This is a genomic window from uncultured Shewanella sp. (assembly GCF_947501225.1).
In the GTDB taxonomy this organism is placed as follows: domain Bacteria; phylum Pseudomonadota; class Gammaproteobacteria; order Enterobacterales; family Shewanellaceae; genus Shewanella.
The window spans coordinates 107,976-129,465 of sequence record NZ_CANMUW010000003.1 but is presented as its reverse complement, the minus strand read 5'-3'; the positions used below and the strand labels follow the sequence as shown (position 1 = coordinate 129,465).

General features: G+C 48.1%; 22 protein-coding genes and 1 tRNA gene. 13 read left to right on the top strand and 10 right to left on the bottom strand.

Translation table 11 applies throughout. The features are described 5' to 3' along the window. Positions 1 to 54 precede the first annotated feature (54 nt). The 7 genes from argS (at position 55) to Q1B47_RS06080 (ending at position 8,184) form a co-directional block, all read left to right on the top strand. Positions 55 to 1,800, top strand: a complete 1,746-nt coding sequence (gene argS / locus Q1B47_RS06110) for an arginine--tRNA ligase (protein WP_299790226.1) — start codon at positions 55 to 57, stop codon at positions 1,798 to 1,800. A gap of 96 nt (positions 1,801 to 1,896) precedes the next feature. Beyond that, a complete protein-coding gene (locus Q1B47_RS06105; RefSeq protein WP_299790223.1) occupies positions 1,897 to 2,463 on the top strand; it encodes an SPOR domain-containing protein in 567 nt (188 codons plus the stop codon). A 263-nt stretch (positions 2,464 to 2,726) separates the two neighbouring features. Then, positions 2,727 to 3,251 carry an ATP-dependent protease subunit HslV gene (gene hslV / locus Q1B47_RS06100; protein WP_299790220.1) on the top strand — a complete coding sequence of 175 codons (525 nt, stop codon included), beginning with the start codon at positions 2,727 to 2,729 and terminating at the stop codon, positions 3,249 to 3,251. Positions 3,252 to 3,324: 73 nt separating this feature from the next. After that, positions 3,325 to 4,650, top strand: coding sequence for an ATP-dependent protease ATPase subunit HslU (gene hslU / locus Q1B47_RS06095; protein WP_299790217.1), 1,326 nt, complete (start codon positions 3,325 to 3,327; stop codon positions 4,648 to 4,650). 104 nt (positions 4,651 to 4,754) lie between these two features. Beyond that, positions 4,755 to 5,156, top strand: coding sequence for a DUF971 domain-containing protein (locus tag Q1B47_RS06090; RefSeq protein WP_299790214.1), 402 nt, complete (start codon positions 4,755 to 4,757; stop codon positions 5,154 to 5,156). 311 nt (positions 5,157 to 5,467) lie between these two features. Further along, positions 5,468 to 7,324 carry a cytochrome c3 family protein gene (locus Q1B47_RS06085; protein ID WP_299790212.1) on the top strand — a complete coding sequence of 619 codons (1,857 nt, stop codon included), beginning with the start codon at positions 5,468 to 5,470 and terminating at the stop codon, positions 7,322 to 7,324. Between the two features lie 56 nt (positions 7,325 to 7,380). Beyond that, on the top strand, positions 7,381 to 8,184 hold the full coding sequence (locus Q1B47_RS06080) for a helix-turn-helix transcriptional regulator (RefSeq protein ID WP_299790210.1): 804 nt from the start codon (positions 7,381 to 7,383) through the stop codon (positions 8,182 to 8,184). Between the two features lie 35 nt (positions 8,185 to 8,219). Here Q1B47_RS06080 and Q1B47_RS06075 read toward each other — a convergent pair whose 3' ends face one another. Together Q1B47_RS06075 and Q1B47_RS06070 are read right to left on the bottom strand one after the other, a co-directional pair. Further along, the gene (locus Q1B47_RS06075; RefSeq protein WP_366873181.1) at positions 8,220 to 9,161 is read right to left on the bottom strand and encodes a carbon-nitrogen hydrolase family protein; all 942 of its coding nucleotides are present in this window, start codon (positions 9,159 to 9,161) and stop codon (positions 8,220 to 8,222) included. Between the two features lie 129 nt (positions 9,162 to 9,290). Then, positions 9,291 to 9,461 (bottom strand): hypothetical protein, encoded by a 171-nt coding sequence (locus Q1B47_RS06070; protein ID WP_299790208.1) that lies wholly within the window; start codon positions 9,459 to 9,461, stop codon positions 9,291 to 9,293. A gap of 120 nt (positions 9,462 to 9,581) precedes the next feature. Here Q1B47_RS06070 and Q1B47_RS06065 point away from each other — a divergent pair, with 120 nt between their 5' ends. Next, entirely contained in the window at positions 9,582 to 10,058 is a 477-nt protein-coding gene (locus tag Q1B47_RS06065) for a DUF3859 domain-containing protein (RefSeq protein WP_299790206.1), read from the top strand. Between the two features lie 304 nt (positions 10,059 to 10,362). After that, positions 10,363 to 10,857 (top strand): acyloxyacyl hydrolase, encoded by a 495-nt coding sequence (locus Q1B47_RS06060; protein WP_299790203.1) that lies wholly within the window; start codon positions 10,363 to 10,365, stop codon positions 10,855 to 10,857. 531 nt (positions 10,858 to 11,388) lie between these two features. Here Q1B47_RS06060 and Q1B47_RS06055 read toward each other — a convergent pair. Then, positions 11,389 to 11,479 (bottom strand) — tRNA-Ser (locus Q1B47_RS06055). A gap of 180 nt (positions 11,480 to 11,659) precedes the next feature. Beyond that, complete coding sequence (locus tag Q1B47_RS06050) at positions 11,660 to 12,862, bottom strand: aromatic amino acid transport family protein (RefSeq protein ID WP_299790199.1); 1,203 nt, start codon at positions 12,860 to 12,862, stop codon at positions 11,660 to 11,662. Positions 12,863 to 13,226: 364 nt separating this feature from the next. Here Q1B47_RS06050 and Q1B47_RS06045 point away from each other — a divergent pair, with 364 nt between their 5' ends. Further along, complete coding sequence (locus Q1B47_RS06045; protein ID WP_299790196.1) at positions 13,227 to 13,727, top strand: TlpA disulfide reductase family protein; 501 nt, start codon at positions 13,227 to 13,229, stop codon at positions 13,725 to 13,727. 32 nt (positions 13,728 to 13,759) lie between these two features. On the opposite strand, the gene Q1B47_RS06040 is transcribed toward Q1B47_RS06045, so the two are convergent. Both Q1B47_RS06040 and Q1B47_RS06035 read right to left on the bottom strand, forming a co-directional pair. Next, positions 13,760 to 13,984, bottom strand: a complete 225-nt coding sequence (locus Q1B47_RS06040; RefSeq protein ID WP_299790193.1) for a hypothetical protein — start codon at positions 13,982 to 13,984, stop codon at positions 13,760 to 13,762. A 25-nt stretch (positions 13,985 to 14,009) separates the two neighbouring features. Then, positions 14,010 to 15,503: a PLP-dependent aminotransferase family protein gene (locus Q1B47_RS06035; RefSeq protein ID WP_299790190.1), complete on the bottom strand. Its 1,494-nt coding sequence runs from the start codon at positions 15,501 to 15,503 to the stop codon at positions 14,010 to 14,012. 120 nt (positions 15,504 to 15,623) lie between these two features. Here Q1B47_RS06035 and Q1B47_RS06030 point away from each other — a divergent pair, with 120 nt between their 5' ends. After that, positions 15,624 to 16,154, top strand: coding sequence for a GNAT family N-acetyltransferase (locus tag Q1B47_RS06030; RefSeq protein ID WP_299790187.1), 531 nt, complete (start codon positions 15,624 to 15,626; stop codon positions 16,152 to 16,154). Continuing rightward, the gene (locus Q1B47_RS06025) at positions 16,154 to 16,735 is read left to right on the top strand and encodes a GNAT family protein (protein ID WP_299790184.1); all 582 of its coding nucleotides are present in this window, start codon (positions 16,154 to 16,156) and stop codon (positions 16,733 to 16,735) included. The genes Q1B47_RS06030 and Q1B47_RS06025 overlap by 1 nt, the downstream gene beginning before the upstream one ends. A 39-nt stretch (positions 16,736 to 16,774) precedes the next feature. On the opposite strand, the gene Q1B47_RS06020 is transcribed toward Q1B47_RS06025, so the two are convergent. The 4 genes from Q1B47_RS06020 to Q1B47_RS06005 form a co-directional block, all read right to left on the bottom strand. Then, positions 16,775 to 17,755, bottom strand: coding sequence for a chemotaxis protein (locus Q1B47_RS06020; RefSeq protein ID WP_299790181.1), 981 nt, complete (start codon positions 17,753 to 17,755; stop codon positions 16,775 to 16,777). Positions 17,756 to 17,983: 228 nt separating this feature from the next. Beyond that, positions 17,984 to 18,289 carry a hypothetical protein gene (locus Q1B47_RS06015; protein WP_299790178.1) on the bottom strand — a complete coding sequence of 102 codons (306 nt, stop codon included), beginning with the start codon at positions 18,287 to 18,289 and terminating at the stop codon, positions 17,984 to 17,986. 318 nt (positions 18,290 to 18,607) lie between these two features. Further along, positions 18,608 to 18,865 (bottom strand): hypothetical protein, encoded by a 258-nt coding sequence (locus Q1B47_RS06010; RefSeq protein ID WP_299790175.1) that lies wholly within the window; start codon positions 18,863 to 18,865, stop codon positions 18,608 to 18,610. A 414-nt stretch (positions 18,866 to 19,279) separates the two neighbouring features. After that, the gene (locus tag Q1B47_RS06005; protein ID WP_299790172.1) at positions 19,280 to 19,807 is read right to left on the bottom strand and encodes a hypothetical protein; all 528 of its coding nucleotides are present in this window, start codon (positions 19,805 to 19,807) and stop codon (positions 19,280 to 19,282) included. Positions 19,808 to 20,000: 193 nt separating this feature from the next. Between Q1B47_RS06005 and ubiD the strand changes: the two genes are divergently transcribed. Beyond that, complete coding sequence (ubiD, locus tag Q1B47_RS06000) at positions 20,001 to 21,482, top strand: 4-hydroxy-3-polyprenylbenzoate decarboxylase (RefSeq protein ID WP_299790170.1); 1,482 nt, start codon at positions 20,001 to 20,003, stop codon at positions 21,480 to 21,482. Positions 21,483 to 21,490 lie beyond the last annotated feature (8 nt).

Sequence of the window (21,490 nt, the reverse complement as noted above, 5' to 3'; positions counted from 1 at the left end):
AATGTGCGGTTATCCCTAAATCTTTTTATCATTAGTAAGTGCCAATTAACGCCAATGAAATCACATATTCAATCTTTACTCATACAAGCCCTAGACGCCCTTAAACAACAGGGTGTTATCCCAACTGATTTTGAAGCTCGCGTTCAGGTGGACCGAACTAAAGATAAGACTCACGGTGATTTCGCAACTAACCTGGCGATGATGCTTACTAAAGTTGCCCGTAAGAATCCGAGAGAGATCGCACAGCAGCTCATCGATGCCCTGCCACAAGACAGTCAGGTGGCAAAAGTTGAGATCGCCGGCCCCGGCTTTATTAACTTTTTCATCGATGAAAACGCCCTTACGACCCAGTTAATGACTGCATTGAACGATGACCGTTTAGGTGTTCAGCTACCAGAACCACAAACCGTAGTTGTCGACTACTCTTCACCAAACCTAGCCAAAGAGATGCACGTGGGCCACCTGCGCTCAACGATTATCGGTGACAGTGTGGTACGTGCGCTCGAATTTCAGGGGCACAAGGTTATTCGCCAAAATCACGTGGGCGACTGGGGTACTCAATTTGGTATGTTGCTGGCCTACATGGAGGAGCTTCGCGCTCAAAATGGTGAGCAGGCACAGATGGAGCTATCTGATCTTGAAACCTTCTACCGTGCGGCGAAAGTTCGCTTCGATGAGTCTGAAGAGTTCGCTACCCGCGCCCGTAAGCTGGTTGTATCACTACAATCGGGTGATGAGTACTGCAACAAGCTCTGGCGTGAATTCAACGATATTTCACTCAGCCACTGCCATGAAGTCTATGAGCGCTTAGGGGTTAGCCTGACACGTAAAGATGTTCGTGGTGAAAGTACCTATAACGACGATCTTGAGCAAGTCGTTAACGACCTCGATGCCAAAGGCCTGTTATCTGAGAGTGACGGTGCCAAGGTCGTATTCCAGGATGAGTTCAAAACCAAAGATGGTGAGCCTCTGCCCGTCATCATCCAAAAAGCAGACGGTGGCTACCTATACGCCACCAGTGATCTTGCTGCGATGCGTTATCGCTCAAATGTGCTGAAAGCCGATCGTGCACTCTATTTTGTCGATCTTCGTCAGGCACTTCACTTCCAACAGGTATTTAAGCTTGCACGAACCGCCGAGTTTATTAATCCGGATATGAGCCTGGAACATATGGGCTTCGGCACCATGAACGGCGATGATGGCCGTCCGTTTAAAACCCGTTCCGGTGGCGTGGTTAAGTTAGTCGACCTGCTGACCGAAGCCGAAACCCGTGCACTCGAGCTGGTACGTAGCAAGAACCCGGATATGGATCAGGAGGAGCTGGAAAGGATCGCCAAAGTGGTGGGTATCAGCTCGGTTAAATACGCCGACCTGTCTAAGAACCGCGCCAGCGATTACATCTTCAGCTTCGAGCAGATGCTGAGCTTCGAGGGCAACACGGCACCATACCTGTTGTATGCTTACACACGTGTCGCTGGCATCTTCAAGCGTGCCACAGACATCGACCTCAGCGATGCAACGATGCAGCTGGATCACGATAAAGAGAAGGAGCTGGGCAACAAGCTGGCTCAGTTCGGTGAAGTCCTCTCTCGCATGATCGCTAAAGGTCAGCCCCACGCACTATGTGGCTACCTGTTTGAATTAGCTGGCGCATTCTCCAGCTTCTATGAGGCTTGTCCTGTACTAGCGGCCGAATCAGAAGAGCAAAAGAAGAGCCGCTTACTCCTGTCTCAGCTTACGGCGAAGACACTCAAGCAGGGCTTAGATCTGCTTGGTATCGAAACGCTGGAGCGCATGTAATCTAACTTTTATCGCCTAATCTGTGCCGGGAACGCCATACCAGAATCCCGGCATTGAAGCTAAAAAACAGATCAGAGAAAACGGTATTACAACTCAATGACAAATCGCGACTACGCCAATAGAAAGCCGGCCAGAGCTAAAGGTAAAACAGCACGAAGAAACAAGAAAGCGCCTGCACCCAGACGTTTTCCGGTTCTCTTGCTGCTGATTACTGTCGGCCTGCTCGGTGGGTTTGGTTACTTCCTGTGGAGCATCAATGACAGCGCTGAAACTGTCAGCCCCGTCGTGGTTGAGCAGCCAAAGAAGCCTGTAGTAAAAAAGGATCCTAACGCTCTTCCTCCTAAGCCTAAAGAGGAGTGGACCTATCAGCAGGAGCTGGAAAATAAGAAAGTCGAAGTCGATATACCTGAAAAAACCGCACCGACCCGACCTTATCAGATGCAGTGCGGCTCTTTCAGAACTCAATCCCAGGCGGAAGAGATGAAGGCCGTTATCGCCTTTCAGGGGTTATCCGCCAATGTGCGTAAGGTAAAAGGCACAACGGGCGACTGGTATAAAGTCAGCTTAGGCCCCTACGATCGTAAGCGTCTGGCTGAAAAACACCGTCACATCTTACAGGGTGCCGGTATCAATGGCTGTATCATCCTCTATTGGGAGGGGTAAGCCCAAGCGGCCCTGTAACTTTGACTCTCTGGGGTCATATAGAACACTGTAGCTGTAATGCGTAGCCGACGAAGGGGTATAAGCCCTGACTGACGCTACGCTTCCCTGAGGTAACTTTCTACTCATATAAGCCGCCTACAAAAAAACACGTTGTTTTCCCTCTTTTACACTCTTGCTCCTTGATATTTAACTAACGACTCCCCATATATCTTCTATCACCCACTGACGAGCATCGACTCGGCAGTTTGAGAAGAGGAAACATCGTGACCACAATCGTATCAGTTCGCCGTAATAACCAAGTCGTTATCGCTGGAGATGGCCAAGTATCACTGGGTAACACAGTGATGAAAGGTAATGCCAGGAAAGTTCGCCGCCTATATCACAATAAGGTTCTGGCTGGTTTTGCAGGCGGCACAGCCGATGCTTTTACCCTATTCGAACGATTCGAAGCAAAATTAGAGATGCATCAGGGACACCTGATGAAGGCCGCCGTAGAGATGGCTAAAGACTGGCGTAGCGACAAGGTGCTGCGCAAGCTTGAAGCACTACTTGCCGTTGCCGACGACACCTGTTCGTTAATCATTACCGGTAACGGAGATGTCGTACAGCCGGAAAATGAACTTATCGCCATCGGATCCGGGGGCAACTTTGCCCAAGCGGCGGCCACGGCCCTGCTCGAAAATACTGAACTGAGCGCGTTAGAGATTGCTGAAAAGTCACTAACTATTGCCGGTGATATCTGCGTGTTCACCAACCAGTTCAAAACTATCGAAGAATTAAATTACTGATCGAGTGCCGCCTGACTTGAACTCCAGGCAGCGGCGCCCCTTCAATACTGATGCTAATGCATGAGGAAAGAATATGTCTGAAATGACCCCACGTGAGATCGTTCATGAGCTGGACACTCACATTATCGGCCAACATGATGCTAAACGTTCTGTCGCTATCGCCCTGCGTAACCGCTGGCGTCGTATGCAGCTCGATGCCGAGTTTCGTCAGGAAGTGACCCCAAAGAATATCTTAATGATAGGCCCCACAGGTGTAGGTAAGACGGAGATAGCCCGCCGCCTGGCTAAGCTGGCAAAGGCACCGTTTATCAAGGTCGAAGCCACTAAGTTCACCGAAGTGGGCTATGTGGGCAAAGAGGTTGAACAGATCATTCGCGATCTAACCGACTCTGCGATTAAGATGACCCGTGAAGAGCAGATGAAGAAGTGTAAATTCAGAGCCGAAGAAGCCGCTGAAGAGCGCATTCTCGATGCTCTTCTGCCTAAGCCTAAAGAGGACTGGGACAACGAAAAGCCCGATGATTCATCGACTCGCCAGATCTTCCGCAAAAAACTTCGTGAAGGTCAGCTCGACGATAAAGAGATTGAGATCGATATCGCGGCACCTCAGGTCGGCATAGAGATCATGTCACCTCCGGGCATGGAGGAGATGACCAATCAACTTCAGAGCATGTTCCAAAACATGGGCCCCGGCGACAGCAAGCGCCGTAAGATGCCAATCAAAGAAGCTTACAAGCTTATGATTGAAGAGGAAGCCGCTAAACTGGTCAATCAGGATGATCTGAAAGAGCAGGCTATCGAACTGGTTGAACAGCACGGTATCGTCTTCTTAGATGAGATCGATAAGATCTGTAAGCGTGGTGAGTCTTCCGGTCCCGATGTATCCCGCGAGGGCGTACAGCGTGATCTACTGCCTTTAGTCGAAGGCTGTACGGTCAATACCAAGCATGGCATGGTCAAAACTGACCACATCTTGTTTATCGCCTCAGGGGCTTTCCAGATGTCTAAGCCATCAGATCTCATCCCTGAATTACAGGGTCGTCTGCCTATCCGTGTTGAACTCAGTGCGCTGACTGCCGATGACTTCAAGCGCATCTTAACCGAGCCCCATGCTTCACTGACAGAGCAACACGTCGCTATGATGGGTACCGAAGATGTGAAAATTGAGTTCACCGAAGATGGCATCGAAAGCATCGCCCAAGCCGCATGGCAGGTAAACGAGCGTACCGAAAATATCGGTGCCCGTCGCCTCCATACAGTGATGGAGCGTCTGATGGAGGAGCTGTCATATGATGCGTCTGACAAGTCTGGCAGCACTTTCGTGATCGATGCCGAATATGTCGGCAAGCATCTGGATAACCTGGTTCAGGACGAAGATCTAAGCCGCTTTATCCTATAATAATGGTTTCAAGTATTAAGAAATCGTAGAGACAGCTGCGAGTCACGAGCCAAGCTCGCTGCTCGCAGCTCTGCATCACCCATATCAATTTTGGCAGACTTACTATGACAGCTACTGCAAACTCTGAATCACCTATGGTTACCGCCCTCAAGCTTAAGCGTAAGTCTCGTCAACTCGAGATCACCTTCGATACAGGGGAAACTTACCAACTCAGTTGTGAGATGCTGCGTGTCTACTCCCCCTCAGCCGAAGTTCATGGACATGGTAATCCGGTATTGGTCACCCACAAGAAAAATGTCAACATCAAGTCACTGACGCCTGTAGGTAACTATGCTGTAAAAATTACCTTCGACGATGGTCATGACACCGGATTGTTCTCATGGAAGGTACTGCACGATCTAGCCACTAACCAGGTCAGCTTGTGGGAGAATTATCTCGCCAGGTTGCGCGCGGCTAAGGCCAGCCGCGAGCCGTTAATCGATATGGCGGTGAAGTACTATAAGTAGTAAAGGCTACGACTGAACTGATAAGGCTCTGTTGCTGAAGCTATACAGAGCCTTATAACTAAAGCCGGCTACAGCCATCCCTCCGTACCCAATTCTCTTTTTATTTACCAATAACCAGTTCCTACTCCGGTTCAAAGCTTTCATCTCCCCCCTACAAACTCGCCATACACATATGGCAAAAAAGAGATGAAAAAACGCCACTAAAGGGATCTCAATCACAGCGAGTTTCGACACTGTCATTTCTACTAGTGATGACGACCAGATACACCTCCTATTCTTATCGGGCTTATTAGAACAACAAGGAATAGATGATGAAACGCAACTCGATTATAGCGGTGTTAGCACTCAGTTTTGCCCTCGGTGGCTGTGGCAGCGATGACTCCCCCACTCCAGAGCCTCCAATTCCACCTGAGCCACCTATCGTAAAGCCTGACTATGTATTTGGCGGCCCATCTGAAGATGAACAGAAACTCAACAAGGTGATTCAATTTGCCATCGTAAAGGGCTTCAGTCCCCTCGAAGAGCCTGAGGCAGGTAAGGCGAGCAAATCAAAGAGCTACTCAAGTGGCAATGAGATAGAGGGCGTACTCGAATCGAAGATGGTTGCAGACGCAGCTAAGCTGGGGCTCAAGGTTGATTACATTCTGCCACCAACTGCCATCAACATGTCCGGCGTGAAGATTGACTCTATTCGCCCTGATCTGTTTCAGGATGGTCATGGCTCTGTGATGGACCTTCTGCTTTGGGCTGCTAAAAAATACAACCTGGACGTTCAGTACGAAAAGGATGAGAGCCTGAAGACCCACTTCATCACCTCGATCGAAGGGATCACCGGCCTGCCGGAGGCGGTGGATCAGGATAATCTGGGCAAGACAGAGGGACAAGGGTGGAAATACCTGGTAGGCCCGAGCATTTGGGAAGCGAAGAAAGAGGGCAGTTACGAAACCGATCACTATTACTACAAGGAGGAGGAGATCTATTTCCGCATGGATCACCACCCACTTAAGAACGAGATGAGTATCGTTCTGGTTGCCGCGCAGCCTGGTGAGATGGAGATTCGTAAGAAAAAATACCGGAAAGAGATGGACCGCTTGGCCGAAAACGGCGGCAAGGTGATCATTCCGGAGATCGTCATCGACTTTAAACCTGCCAAAACCACCGAAACCGGCGAGGTTTTAGTACCGAATCAGCGTGCGGTGTTTAAGAATATCGAGGTGACTCCACATAACCTCAGGACTGACATCTACAAAGAGGGAGTGATTACAGAGTTTGATGCCTGGTTATCTCTGGTGGAACAGCGCCCCGATCTGAAGATAGAGTGGTCCTACTGGCCACGTTTGAGTACCAATTCAAATGTTCAGGGCTATGTTGCGACGGCGATCAGCTTTAACGGCCGTGACGATGTGGGCAACATTGTTAACGAACGATATACTAACAACGGCTCTTGCGGCTTCGTTCACCACACGGGTGAGTGGGAAAACTACATGGACTCAGGGGCCCAAAACGGTCTCTACCAGTGGGTAATGTGCTCCGCCAGAACCGACATGGGCGGCGATGAGTACCGCAAAGCCTGTTATGGGAAGATCCCCGGAATTTTAGGATATCGTGCCCGTCACTATGGTGAAGGTGAGCAGTATGAAAACCATAACCCTAAGGGGCGTGGTTATATGAAGTTTGGCCTGCCGTTTGGCGGTAACGACCCACACCTGACCGGTGATGCCATGATCATCTATGGCCCCGAATATATCAACTATATCGGCGCCGCCTTCGGCAATGGTTACGGTAATCAGGAGTCGACTTCCGGTTGTGATGCCGAGGCTCCGGAGATCGATCCTACCAGGATCAAGGATATCAGCCAGGCGAGAGCACCGTTAACACCGTCTCACTTCGGTTGGAAAATACCGGACTGTACAACCTGTCACAATGCCGCCAACAGCCATGTGACTCAGGATATGGCCCCTTGGGAGTGTGCGGAATGTCATGGAAATAACGGCGCGCCAGATAGTCACGGGGAGTTACTGACCTGTGGTTTCTGTCATGCGAAAACCTTAGCGAAACACGGTGATGCCTACTCTACCAAGGATGATTACTACAGTGAGCAAACCAACTTTAAAGAACCTGAAAGCTGCTTGACTTGCCATGTAGAAAAACAGGAAGACACTCAGTAAGTTATATCTCAACCAGAGGAAGGTAACCCCTTCCTCTCGATAAAAGAGGAGTTGATATGTCTGCACAACAAAGTGATCTGGTCTGTGACAGGATCATCGAGAACTTCCTGGAGAAACTACAACCCTTCGGCATTGATCGATTCTACTACTGCATCATTCCTGATGAGTTATCCAATGTTTGCATCGTTCCCGATGAACAGGCAAATGTTCATACCGGCGATAGTCCGGAAGAGTTACACGTTGCCAAGATGATCGATCTGAAGAAGATGCGTTTCGCCGTCGCCTCAGATCCTGAAATATTGAAATTCAGGGAGGAGTTCCTACATCGTTTTGCCAGAAACGATGAGGGGTACCAACTGTCCGGCCCCGCAATCAGGAAACGGCATAACCCCTATGTATGGCCGCAAAACAGCATGCCGGAACGGCGAAAAAAGAGTTTCGAACAACTACTAAATCTATATAACATCAACACCCGAATCAGCTTCTATCACCCGGTAAAAGATAAAAAAGGCTGGATAGGCTTCTGCAACCTCTTCTCATCCAAGGGGCGTGAAGAGGTTATCGCTAACATGTCATGGGCATCGGGTGAACTGGAGACGCTTCTCAGGGAATTCGCCGAAACCTTCAACGCCCTGGCATTTAAGACCATCAACCCCATCTCAAATTTCAGAGTCCTATCCCCGACCTGTGTGGAGATACTTTCGTTAGTGGCTCAGGGCTGTTCGAGTGAAGAGGTTGGCAAGCAGCTCTATATGAGCGAGCGCGGAGTCAACTATCATCTGGACAGAGCACGAGCAATTTTAACAGCCAAAAATCGGACAAATCTGGTCAGCAAGGCTTATCAGAGCGGGTTGTTATAGCTGCGCCTCCTCATAGCCTGTAGGTCCGGAACATATCATTTCAACCTAATTGAGTGCTGAACTTGAGTATTCACCTCCAGAGTAAAGATATCGGGTCTGGAGTAGTGCCCCGCCACATCGAGCGCCCTCTTCGCTGTAGCTACCGCCCCTGCATCGACTTCGGCGTATAGTATTCCCTTCTCTCTTCGCATCGGGCCAGCAACAATTTCACCGCCAGGAGCGACCACAAGCGAGTCACCGGGGTTGATCCATTCACCACTATCCGGGTATAGCCGCTCTTTTTCGGGAAAATCATCGGGCAGATCGCTATGCTCAAGCGCGACCCCGCTACATACGACCCAGCAGCGCCCCTCCCTCGCAATATGCTGCATGGTTCCTATCCAGCCATCACCACTGTCATAGGTAGGCGCCACATAAACTTCAACCCCCTGGGAATAGATGGCATACCTGGCCAGAGGCATATAGTTTTCCCAGCAAAGCAGTGTCGAAACCCTGCCGAGTGACGTTTCAACCACTTTCAGACTGGAGCCATCTCCGAATCCCCACACCATGCGCTCAGGGTTGGTCGGCATCAGCTTTCTATGGCGATTAAGCAGCCTGCCGTCATTATTGATAATCACTACGGTATTATAGAGGGTCGCCCTACTCTGCAGCCCGTCACGTTCGTTCATGCCGCAGATAACCGTAACCTTATTCGTCTGCGCGGCATTGCAAAGCGGGGTTAGTTCCCCGGCTTCGATATCCACGGCGCTGTCTAACAGCCGGGCATGCAGGGCCTCACTGATCCCCCAATCACCGCCGGGACGCAGGCGCCATATCCAGGCTGGGTAACCGGCGATATAAGCCTCGGGAAATACTACTAATTCGGCGCCAGCCGATGCCGCATCCTCAATCAATGCCACCGCTTTGGCTATGGTGGCATCACGATCCAACAATATGGGGGACTCTTGAACTATGGCAACTTTAGGCATCTTCATTCCATCCCTTTATAGAGCAATATCAATCAACAAGTGTTCTTTAAAAATTAGTTGAAGACAGAGATAACGCAATACTTCAGGAGTAGATGGCCAAAATAGTGGAATCAGGTACGGGTAGGTAGATCCTTATTAATCTTTCTTCTCTATGGTTACCTCTAAAATCTTACTGTTGCCAGCAAACCACTTTTGCACATAGATGGTCCCCATAACAGGCGCCTGACCCGGCTCGGGGAGCTCCTGATATCGCACGCTGTTTTTAGTCTCTTTCTCATACTCAAATTTAACGGTTTTCTTTGTCATATCTCTCTCACTTATTTTTGGTACTTATGCCGACCGGCATTAGCTCAAGTAGTTCTGCCGCCACTTTGCTACACTAGCATGCTATCGCCCCTTAGGCTGCTTTTACTGATTGGTATTACTATGTCCAAACTCAAACCTGACGTTAAAATTATCCATAGCGGAATTTTCACCAAGTGGAACGAGCAGAGTGATAATCTGCCAAGATTAATCAAGTCCACCGTCCACGTTCCCGCCGAAGTAGATGTAGAGTTTGGTTTTATCACACAGATCAAGAAGGCTAAGAATCAAAAACTCAGATATTGCATCTATCACCCCGATATCCCGGATGAAAACGGTGCCGTCAGGCCCCCCTTCGATGGTGAGGTCTATGTCAAAGAGAATGACTGGAAATTTTATCTGGGTGATACCATCTGGGCCCCCGAACATAACAAGGTCGGCAAGTGGCGCATGACGTTAGAACTGAAGGGGAAAATCATTGCCGAAAAGACCTTCAAGGTGTATCTCGACGACGAGCATTTGCAGCACACAGGTAAGAGTATACGAATGGATGATGACGCTGAAAAGATTGCATCATTTTGGAAAAGAAGAGGCTGTTAACCATTAAGCCATTAACTTAAACCCAGTCCCCCCCCAACGATTGACTCCCCTCTCGGGGGGAATTGGTTGCATTAATTGAGACTGACAGTTTCATCCGGGCTTATATTGCCCCGGTGAAACTCCTGCTATCATTGCTGCCCTTAACAATGCCCTGACTCCAAGGCACCAACTCGAAACTCAACAAGTTAGACTCGATTGGTTTAGCGATTCAGCTTAATCCTCTCTGCAAAAAATCACGCTACTTTCAGGTTAAAGCCGTGGAGGCCCCCATGATCAGTTCAATATTTCAGGTAAACCAGCCATTATGTTACGCAACGCAATACACTTCGCAATCACGTTTATCCTATTCACCTCACTCAATGTCAACGCAACAGAGAAACCTTCTCTAAGCGCCGGGATATCGACCTGGGGAGTTCTGGACGCAGCTAGATTACACAGCCTGGTGCTGAACTATGAACACCATGAACTCAGCCAACTCTATGGCATAAAGCCCACGGTCATTGTCATGCTCGGAGAACAGAGTCACAGTTACTTCGCCATAGGTGCAGCCAAGTACTTCGAGATCACACCGCAGCTCTCATTCGGCATCGGTTTTTCATCAGGCTATGTCAATAAGACTGAAAACTTAGGCTATAACCTGGAGTTCTATTCCCGGGCAATATTGAACTATGAGCTAGCTAAAGAGCAGTTTATGACCCTCGAAGTCGGACATATCTCCAACGCAGGGTTTAGTGACAAAACCCGGGTTCTGAAAATGTTGTCCTGTCTTACGGCTGGAGTTTTTAGAACCCCGGCATAGAAGGCAGGCTGGGCTCAGAGCAGAGAGATAATCCTCTTCAAATAGCAAAGGGCTTCATCTGGCTCTCTATGAGAAACCGGGGCGGAGGGTTATCTACTATCACAAGCAAGCAGAACCCCTGGGGTTCTTATTGAATATACGAAAAAGCCCCAAGCACTCTTTGTTATAAGAAGTGCTTGGGGCTTCATCTGAATGGTGCTGGGATAGCTGGCTTTACTCTCTACTATCACAAGCAGGGAGGAACCCTAGGTTCAAACTCATATCCTGAAACGAAAAAGGGCTACTCTTTCGAGTAGCCCTTCATCTGAATATGGCGGAGGGATAGATAGCTGACTTCAAACAATAGGAACCCTAGGGTTCTGAATTGAACATACGAAAAAGCCCCAAGCATTGCTGCTTGGGGCTTCATCTAAATATGGCGGAGGGATAGGGATTTGAACCCTTTATATTGAGTTTACGCTACAAACCCAATTCTTTAGTTTTGTGCATACGAAAAAGGGCTACTCTTTCGAGTAGCCCTTCATCTAAATGTGGCGGAGGGATAGGGATTTGAACCCTAGATGGGCTACAAACCCATGCCGGTTTTCAAGACCGGTGCATTCGACCACTCTGCCATCCCTCCGAACGCCGCTGATAATAGGGATACTTGAGTTCAATGTAAAGCCCAATATGAACCAAATGACTAAAAAACAGTCCGTTAACGTAAATAAGTACTCAATCAGCTATTTTTCAGTCAATAATCCCTGCAAAACAGCATAACTTTATCAAGCTGTCAGTAAACCGGCTCACCACAGGCAGAGCATCAAGCCACTGCCGGCAGAGCATCGAACATCTGCAACACTTGCACCGCCATGATTAAAATACCGGCCAAGGTCACCAAGGCGAGTCCAGGTGCTCCCCCTTTAACCCGGTAGCCTCCCAGCCCGACCTGCCGACGCTGTGTCGCTACCATAGCCACAGGCAGGAATATTGCCAGTACCACTAACGCAAATGCCGCATAGCCTAAGGCAGCAATGAACCCTTGTGGATAAAACATCGCAAACCCCAGTGGCGGCATAAACGTCACCAGAGCCACCTGAACTCTGTGGCCAGGCTTTGCACTTCGCTTCAACAGATCTGAAATAAAATCATACAGACCCAAACTCACCCCAAGAAATGAGGTCGCCAGTGCGAGATCGGCAAAGATCGATACCGTATTCGCAATCATAGGGTCCTGCAGTAAACGGCTCAGTGAACCTATGAATCCATTCAGACTTTGACTTCCCATCAGCTCAGACTGCGTCAGCACTCCCTGACTGGCCAGCATCCATAAGAGATAGACCATCAGAGGCAACGCCGATCCCACCACAATGATCCACCTCAATGCCTTAGTATCCTTTCCTAAGTAGCGCACGATAGAGGGGATAGAGCCATGGAAACCAAAGGAGGTAAAAATCACCGGGAGCGAGGCAAAAACCAGCCCCTGATGTACCGGCAACGCCACTAAGTTATCGACAGACACGTTAGGCAACAGCAGGAACAGCATAGCGACTAAGGCAATTAGCTTCAGTGAAAATAAGCTACGGTTAATCATGTCGACCGAGCGGGTACCAATTGCCACCACAGTGCCGATTAACGCAGTGAAGAGTATCGCTCCCAGCTGCATCGGGATATCGAGTTCAAACCAACTCGTGAGCTTGCTGTGGATCTGCTCTCCACCACCGGCGATATAGGCCGCACACAGTGCATAAAACAGAAACATCATCGAGAAGCTGGCAAGAAGCTGCCCTTTTCGGCCTAGCAGCTTATACGCCAGCGTGTGCAGAGTCGCATCGGCGGGAGCAAACTGGTGCACTTCGATCATCAATAAGGCGGTATAGCTCATAAGCGACCAGATGAGAAACATGATGACGCTAGCCATACCGAAACCCAGTCCCGAGGAGGCAAGAGGCAAGGCTAACATACCTGCCCCTATGGTCGTGCCAGCAATGATGAGCATGCTGCCGAATATTTTACTTTTATTCATTTATGGTGTTCCAAAATAGAGAGATTGCATACGGAACAGGCGCAGTATTATGGCCAACTTCCGAACAGTAGATGGAATTGCCACAATGGTGTGATCTAAAAATGAGGGGGGGATTAAAAATTGCCTCTATCTACGCCATTGTGGCTATAGATAGTAGTAAGTATTGACGAGTGTTAACAGCACGTTATTTTCCTTGATATTCACTGTTAATCAACAAGTTAAGAAACAGAGAGGGAATGTAGAGTCTCCACCTTAGTTTTTCCTCACAGATCTGTCAACCGTGAACAATTGTTTATACATGAAAGTAGAATTTTGATAGCTTATACCGATTAATATTACCTACTTTTAAACGAATGGATATCCGATGAAGCAGCTGACAGCAGTATTTATGTTCACAATGGCCCTAACAATTTCAGGCTGTGCAAGCTCTGTTTCTAAAACGGAGAAAGTTGAATACCTCACCTATGTCAGCGCCGGACAACCCGTTCCGGTTAAAGATTTCACCGATTCTCAGGGAAATAGCATAGATCTCACCGAGTCACACAATGCCAAGTTACTGGTCCTGTTTGCGACCTGGTGTCCCGACTCTCAAAGGGCAATTAAGGCACTGCAGGCATCGGATCTTATTGTAGACCCCAACATAGATATCATAGGGATCGGCCGCGAAGAGAGTAAAGCGTCTCTGGATAAGTTTGCCGACGAATATCAGCTCAACTTCCCATTAGTCGCCGATAGTGACCGAAGCATCTATGCCAAATTTGCCAATGCCGGGGTGCCGCGCTTCATCCTGCTCGATGGTGAGAATAACATCGTCAAGGCTATCATAGCCGAAGACGGCAATCCCTTAGCTCAGGTTCGGTGGTAACTCCCGTTCCTGATAGATGGAAGCATAAAAGATTAATGGGCAACCTGTATCGCCGTCGGGCAGCTCTGATTAGCAAATAGCACCTTGAAATGTACCTGCTTCATGGTTCTATACTGACAGATGAGTACCGTACCTTCGGTTTCTGACTTTATCAGCTGCGCGGTTACGGCCGTTTGAGGAGATGCAAGAGCTGAGCTTGTTAATAGAATAAGGCTGCCGACTAAAACAGCAGAGCTGCTGATCAATTTTTTTATCATTCGCACTTTCCTACAGGTCAGGGAATCACTTCATATGACCCACTCTATCATCGCCAGCTGAACCTCCACTTAACAAGCACTTATGCCGATTGGCATTAATTCTAATAAAATCTCGAAGGACCTTTGCGAGGCGGGTGATGCCTGACTCCATCCGCTCATCCCAGGGCAAGGCATAGGTGATCCTGAAATAGTCATCATAGCTATGGTTGAATGAAAACATCGCCCCCGGTGCGATAGAGAGTTTGGATTCGATAACCTTAGTCCATAAAGCTTCACTGGAGAGGCCATCTGGCAGCTTAAGCCACAAGCAGGGACCGCCATCGGGCCGGCTAATATAGATGGAGTCTGCCAACACAGCTGTTAGTAACCCCATAGTCCTTTGATAGTTGCTGCGAGTCTGCTCTCTGAGCCTGAAGAGTAACTTGTGATACTCCCCCGAACCGAGTAGTGTTGAGACCATATGTTGAAGTGCTATGCCCGGCTCCTCGGCCACCGTTTGTTTAGCAAACTGACAAGCATCGAATGTATTAACACACAGGAGATACCCTAAACTGATGGAGGGCGAGATAGTATCGTAGAAATCCCCTATGCTGATCACCTTACAGCGCCCCTGCTCCCCCAGCAAACTGGCAATAGTAGGGGGGCGTACGCCACCGAAATAGAGCTCGCCGCGATCATATTCGACCAAGGTAACATCATGAGCCGCTGCCCAGTCGATAAGCGCAAGTTTCTCCGCTACCGATAACACTCGCCCCGTAGGATCGGCAAAACTTGGGTTGACCAGATAGGTATCGAATGGCTGAGTTTGGTGTGCCTGGGAGAGTAGTGCGAGCTCATCCTCGTAGTTCGACTGCATAGGCACCTCTATCACGTCTGCATTGAACTGCTTCAAAGTGGCCTGAAAATAGAAAGAGACCGGAGACTCTACCGCAACGGTTTTTCCTATCGCCCGCGCCGCAGTCAAGGCTAACAATAGCCCCTCCTGTCGGCCATTTGTTACCAGTACCTGTTGCTTTGAAAACACCTGACCACTTCGCAACAGGTGACGACAGATCTCCTCTCTCAACTCTGCAATCCCTTCGATAGGATCCTGCATCAGCAATTTATAGGGACGGTACTTTAACACCTGCCGGTGCAGGCGATTCAGTATCAACTCATTGTCGATAACTGTGCTGGGCGCGGTACAGGAAAGCGGTAAAATATCGGGGTCATTGAATGAGTACTGCACCGCAGTCGCCAACGTCTGCCCGGCATGAACCCGATTGACACTACGGCCATAATCGGGCTGCTCGAGGGCTTTTCTGGGGCTGACAAAGTAACCTCGCTTAGGCTTGGCATAGATCCACCCCAACCTCTCAAGCTCATAATAAGCCTGAATAACGGTAGAGACGCCCACTCCTTTTATTTTGGCGTATTCACGCACCGAATGCAGTTTATCTCCCTCCTGAGCCGAGATGACGCCGAGCTCAATGGCTCGAATCACTTCGTCTACTATCTTGCGGTACTTGAACTCGGCCATCAGGTGAACACTCTTGCTAACTGTATTGGGTTTTATCTATCCAAACTGTATCTGTTTTGGTTTTCTCTATCCAGTTAAAGTAAAAACCAATACAAAGACCAGTCGGAGAAAAGGAGTAAGATGAGCAGAATAATTACCGAGAGCGAGCGTCTCATTATCCGGGAGTTTAATCTCGACGATGCCGCCGCCGTACTGCATTTTAACACTCCAGAGGAGGTCAACCGTTACACGGGCGATGCCGGCATGTGTGAAAGCCTGCAAGATGCGATGACGATCATCCGTGATATCTGGTTAGTCGAGTATGACAAGTTTGGCTATGGTCGCTGGGCGGTGGTATTAAAGGAAACCGGCAGGGTAATAGGTTTCTGCGGGTTTAAGAACGAGACTCGTATCGGCGCGGTCGACATAGGTTACCGTTTTCACCCGGAACACTGGGGCAAAGGTTACGCTACGGAATCGAATATGGCATGCATCGATTATGCGAAAAGAGAGATGGATCTCGATCGGATAGTCGGTGATGCCGTAGCCGAAAACCGAGCATCGATCAATGTGCTAATCAAGCTGGGGATGACCTTCGACAAGCAGTACCAGGAAGATGAATTTACCGTCAATCGATATCATATGTTCCTGAAGAGTAATGACAATTCCTGATGAATGACTTTCCGACATTAAACACGGCAAGACTGCTGCTGAATGAGACCACTACAGACGATGCTCAGGCCGTGTTCGAGCTGTTTTCAGATAAACAAGTTACCGAATATTATGATCTTGAGGTGTTCGATTCTATCAAGCAGGCATTGGATTTAATCGAGAGCGACGCTAAGAAGACCTTAGACAACAGGATGCTGAGGTGGGCAGTACGCGAAAAAACATCGGAGGGCAATATAGGGAACTATATAGGTGGCTGCGGCATCAATCGTTTTGAGCCGGAGCGCCATGTTGCCGTCATAGGCTATGAGTTCTGCCGGGCATATTGGGGAAAGGGTTACGCAACGGAGGCGATAACCTCCGTTATCGGGTTTCTCTTTTCAAACGCTTGTCCGTCGAAAGTTAATCGTATCGAGGCCTATACCATGATGGGAAACCTGGCCTCCGAGTCTCTACTGCTCAAGCTCGGTTTCAGAGTCGAAGGAGTGCTGCGGGAACATAGCTATTGGAAAGGCAGGTATCATGATTTGACACTGTTTTCATTATTGAAAAAAGACCATATCACTCAAGCTGAACCGAGATAAATAGGTAGTGAAAATGATAAAAGGCCGCAGCCTGACGGCTCAATCACCGAGCACGTACCCATCCATCATGCCGACCATGCGACCGATCTCAGGTTTTGTGATGGTGTCGTTCGCCCCGAGTTGCAGTGCCTTACTGCGGTTATCCTCACTCATCAGAGATGAGAACATTATGATAGGCATATCCCGATAGGCGCCGGTATCACGCAGGCGTTTCAACAGGTGCATACCATCCATACGGGGCATCTCCACATCGGTAATGATGGCACTGACGAAGTCACTAACCAGGGCCCCCTCATCAGCGGCCAAACGCTCATACTCCAGCAACATCTCGAGTGCATCGCCACCATCTTTGGCAGTAATAATATTATACCCGGCCGATCTCAACGTGTTTTCTATCATCTTACGGATAAATGCAGAGTCATCGACGACCAATATGGTCTTAGCCTCGCGTTTGGCCAGCATGGTATCGTTGATAATGACGCTCTTATCCTGCAGCACATCATACTTGTCCATACTCAACTCGGGGTTGATATCTGCGATGATCTTCTCGAAATCCAACACCATGATCAGGTGCCCCTCCCGTCTGACCACGGCCACGACACAGTCATGCTCCCCGGCCTCTAAAAACTGACTGGGAGACTCGACCTGCTCCCATGACACCCGATGAATACTGCGAACACTATCGATTAAAAAACCATTAATCATCTTATTAAAGTCGGTGACGATAACGACCTTATTGCTCAAATCATCTTGAGTAGGGATCCCAAGCCAGCCGGCGAGATCCACCAGTGGGATCAGGATATCTCTCAGTGAGAACACCCCTACCATGTGTGGTTGAGCATTAGGATAATCCGAGGTGGTGGGCACCAAAATAACCTCACGCACCTTAGCCACATTAATCCCGTAATGACAAACCTTATAGCCGCCATCGGGAAGCAACTTATGCAGGTGAAACTCGATTATCTCCAGCTCGTTAGTTCCACTCTCGGTAAGGATCTCAGATTTTTTGATGTCATTCATAAGAGGCACTCGGGCAAACAGCAGCCATGAAAATAGAGGGACAATTATGAGTATAGGAAAGAAATGCCGCTTTATCCGTTCTCACCCCCTTGGTTACACTCAGTGTGAGATGCTTAGAATTTATATATCATGCATCAGCTGCACTCGCATCTCCCCTCCTTATCAACTTAATTGAACAATTGACTTCAAGCCATATTTCAGGCACGGACTCAATCTTAGTGGAAAGAGTCATCTAGATATCAATACTATAAACACTGACAATATGATGATGAAAACAGAGGCTTTAATTCGATCTTTTTTACGAGCTAACTTTAAAAGTATCTTATCAGCAACATCACTATCACTTTTATAATTCTTATGAAAACGATTTATTACATACCTATTGGTATCTGGCAGCATTATAAAAAATTCTTTATCCTCAACAATAGCTTTTAACTTATCTCTCCCGACCTCAGTCTCTCTTGAAAGTGACTTCAAGCTTATTCCTTTTTCATTTTTAGCAATAGCAATTACAACTCTATTTAACTCTTTCATGGCAAGACCTACACTTACAACCATTAAGACAATGAGGTAACAAAACATTTAAATATATCAATTACAAAAACAAAGAGGGAGTCCATAAAGTTCATGGTTACTGATTTAATGCCCTCTCTGAATTTAGTAAAAATTTTTAACCAATCCAATATGCAAGAAAAACTAATAAAGCTCCGAATATCGAACCCAATAAAAATGCTGTAAACTGTGGATATTCAACGCATAACTTAATCATACCTTCTCCCTAACTTAAACAGCTTTACAACCCATACTGCACCAGGTTCAATCCCACAGAATCTCCAAGCAGCTGACAACGATCTAATTCACATGAATTTTTTCAATACTTCCGCTTCGGTTTGCATAGGCTTTTATTACACCTTTGTCAGGGACAATATAACCTCTGACGGTTTCCTTACGAGTATAATTAGAAAAGGACAAAAAGATATAAACTATTGCTACTACAATGACCAATGTAGTCACTACGCAGTAAATAGAGAGGGGTTGTGCAAGTGATATATCACCATGCAACTTATTTTTTTTAGCATCAACCGCTTGCTTTCTAAACATCCCTGTCATAACAACTCCCTTTAACTTAAAATGAATTAAACTGTCGTCCTGACAATAAAAAAGAAATCATTAAAAGCTGACAAACACACACTACCAAAGCTGAGATTAAAACATAAATCACAAACATCAATTTAACAACACAAAATGAATAAAAACAATTTCCGGATACAAATACAAAACAGATAACAAGATGAAATTTTAAAACGCCAATCATTGAAAGCCAAACAGGTGTACAGCTTATAAAAACCTGAAATACTTAAAGATAACAGATGAAATAAACTTATTTTCAATCTTTATATTAATCAACACCTATAGATTCATATTGAATATCGACACGCTAAAATTTAAATAAAAGTTATATTAATCTGAATTAAAATATAGATTAAAAGTGTGAGTAAACACTACCGAACCTCTAATACTGTTCTACTTCAACTCTCGGTAGGTCTGACTGCTCCAATCGAACTGATACTCGACTCCCTGCCATTCATAGATGGTACGGCCATCTCTTTGAATGACGCGGGCATTGGCGGGCAGGCTCTTCAGGCCAGATGCGTATTGGACATCGGTGGTCACACGCTGAGGTGGTGCTATGACCTTAGGCTCGGGACGCTTATACTCCCGGCGTTCATAGCGATATGGATAATTCCAGCTGTTACGCCAGTAAGGACGATAGTGGTTGTTCCAATAGGGCCTGTTCCAGCTGCTATTCCAACTATTATTCCAAAAAATGCCATGGTTGTTCCAGTAGGGTGAGCCGGTGCTAATTCCTACACCCCAGCGCCAACCACTGTCATAGCCCGGATAGTAATGACCCCAACTGCTACTCCAGCTAGGTTGTACCCAGACATTACTGCTCCAGTTGAAGCGATCTGAGGCCTGTAGATTCAGGCTGAAAAGAGACAGCAAACCAGACAGGATAATTGCCTGACCAACACCAGAATATCTGCTCATTTTGCCTCCCGCCACATTGACTTTAACATCAGGGTCAAACTGGACTCTATCCCCTATATTACTCCTATTTACAGCAAGAAGTAATTTACCTCTATCTTATCTATTTATTGTCTCCTCATTAAAGTTAAACATGTGTACTAAAAATGGTATAGTGCGCGCCATATCACATTTTTATAGCAGCGAGTAATTCCACATGAGTTTTAAGGATTTACGCAGTTTTATAAGCCACCTGGAAGCGAATGGTGAGCTAAAACGTATCAGCCACCCGGTCGATCCCCATCTCGAGATGACAGAGATCGCCGATCGCGTGTTGCGCGCCAAGGGCCCGGCTCTGCTGTTTGAAAACCCGGTTGGCAACGAGATGCCGGTATTGGCAAACTTATTTGGCACCCCCAAACGCGTCGCCATGGCACTGGGTAAAGAGGATCCGCTCGCGCTCAGAGAGGTGGGGGAACTGCTGGCCTTCCTGAAGGAGCCCGAGCCTCCACGCGGCTTTAAAGACGCAATTTCAAAAATCCCTATGTTCAAGCAGGCCTTGAATATGCCGCCGAAAACGGTTCGAAATGCCCCTTGTCAGGAGGTGGTAAAAACCGGCGAAGATGTCGACCTAACCAGTCTGCCTATTCAGCACTGCTGGCCGGGTGATGTGGCGCCTCTGGTAACCTGGGGACTGACCATCACTAAGGGACCACGCCAGAAACGACAAAATTTGGGGATCTACCGTCAGCAACTACTCGGTAAGAATAAACTTATCATGCGTTGGCTCGATCACCGTGGCGGCGCGCTCGACTTTAAAGATTTTAAAGAGAAGTTTCCCGGCGAACGTTACCCGGTCGTCGTCGCGCTGGGCAGCGATCCCGTGACCATCTTAGGCGCCGTGACCCCGGTTCCCGACTCCATGAGTGAATATGCTTTCGCGGGGCTTTTGCGTGGCGAGCGCACCGATGTCTGTAAGGCCGTGAGCTGTGATCTGGAGGTTCCTGCCACCAGCGAGATCATCTTAGAGGGTTATATCGATCCCGACGAGATGGCCGAAGAGGGCCCCTATGGTGACCACACGGGTTACTACAACGAGACCGACTCTTTCCCCGTCTTTACCGTGACCCATATTACTAACAGAAAAGACGCTATCTATCATAGTACCTACACCGGCCGTCCACCTGATGAGCCGGCGATGTTAGGCGTAGCATTGAATGAGGTCTTCGTGCCGATTCTGCGTAAGCAGTATCCTGAGATCATCGACTTCTACCTACCGCCGGAAGGCTGCTCGTACCGTATGGCGGTGATCTCGATACGTAAACAGTACCCGGGCCACGCTAAGCGGGTGATGATGGGAGCCTGGTCATTCCTGCGTCAGTTTATGTATACCAAGTTTATTATTATCGTCGACGAAGATGTTAACTGCCGTGACTGGAACGATGTTATCTGGGCCATCACCACGCGTATGGACCCCAAGCGCGATACCGTCATGATAGATAACACGCCTATCGATTATCTCGACTTTGCTTCTCCTGTTGCAGGTCTGGGCTCCAAGATGGGGATGGATGCCACTAACAAGTGGGAAGGTGAAACCGATCGTGAATGGGGAACCCCAATCGTGATGGATGAAGCCGTGAAACAAAAAATCGATGCTATATGGGATGACCTGGGGATAGACGAAGCCCCAACCCTGTAAAGATTGAA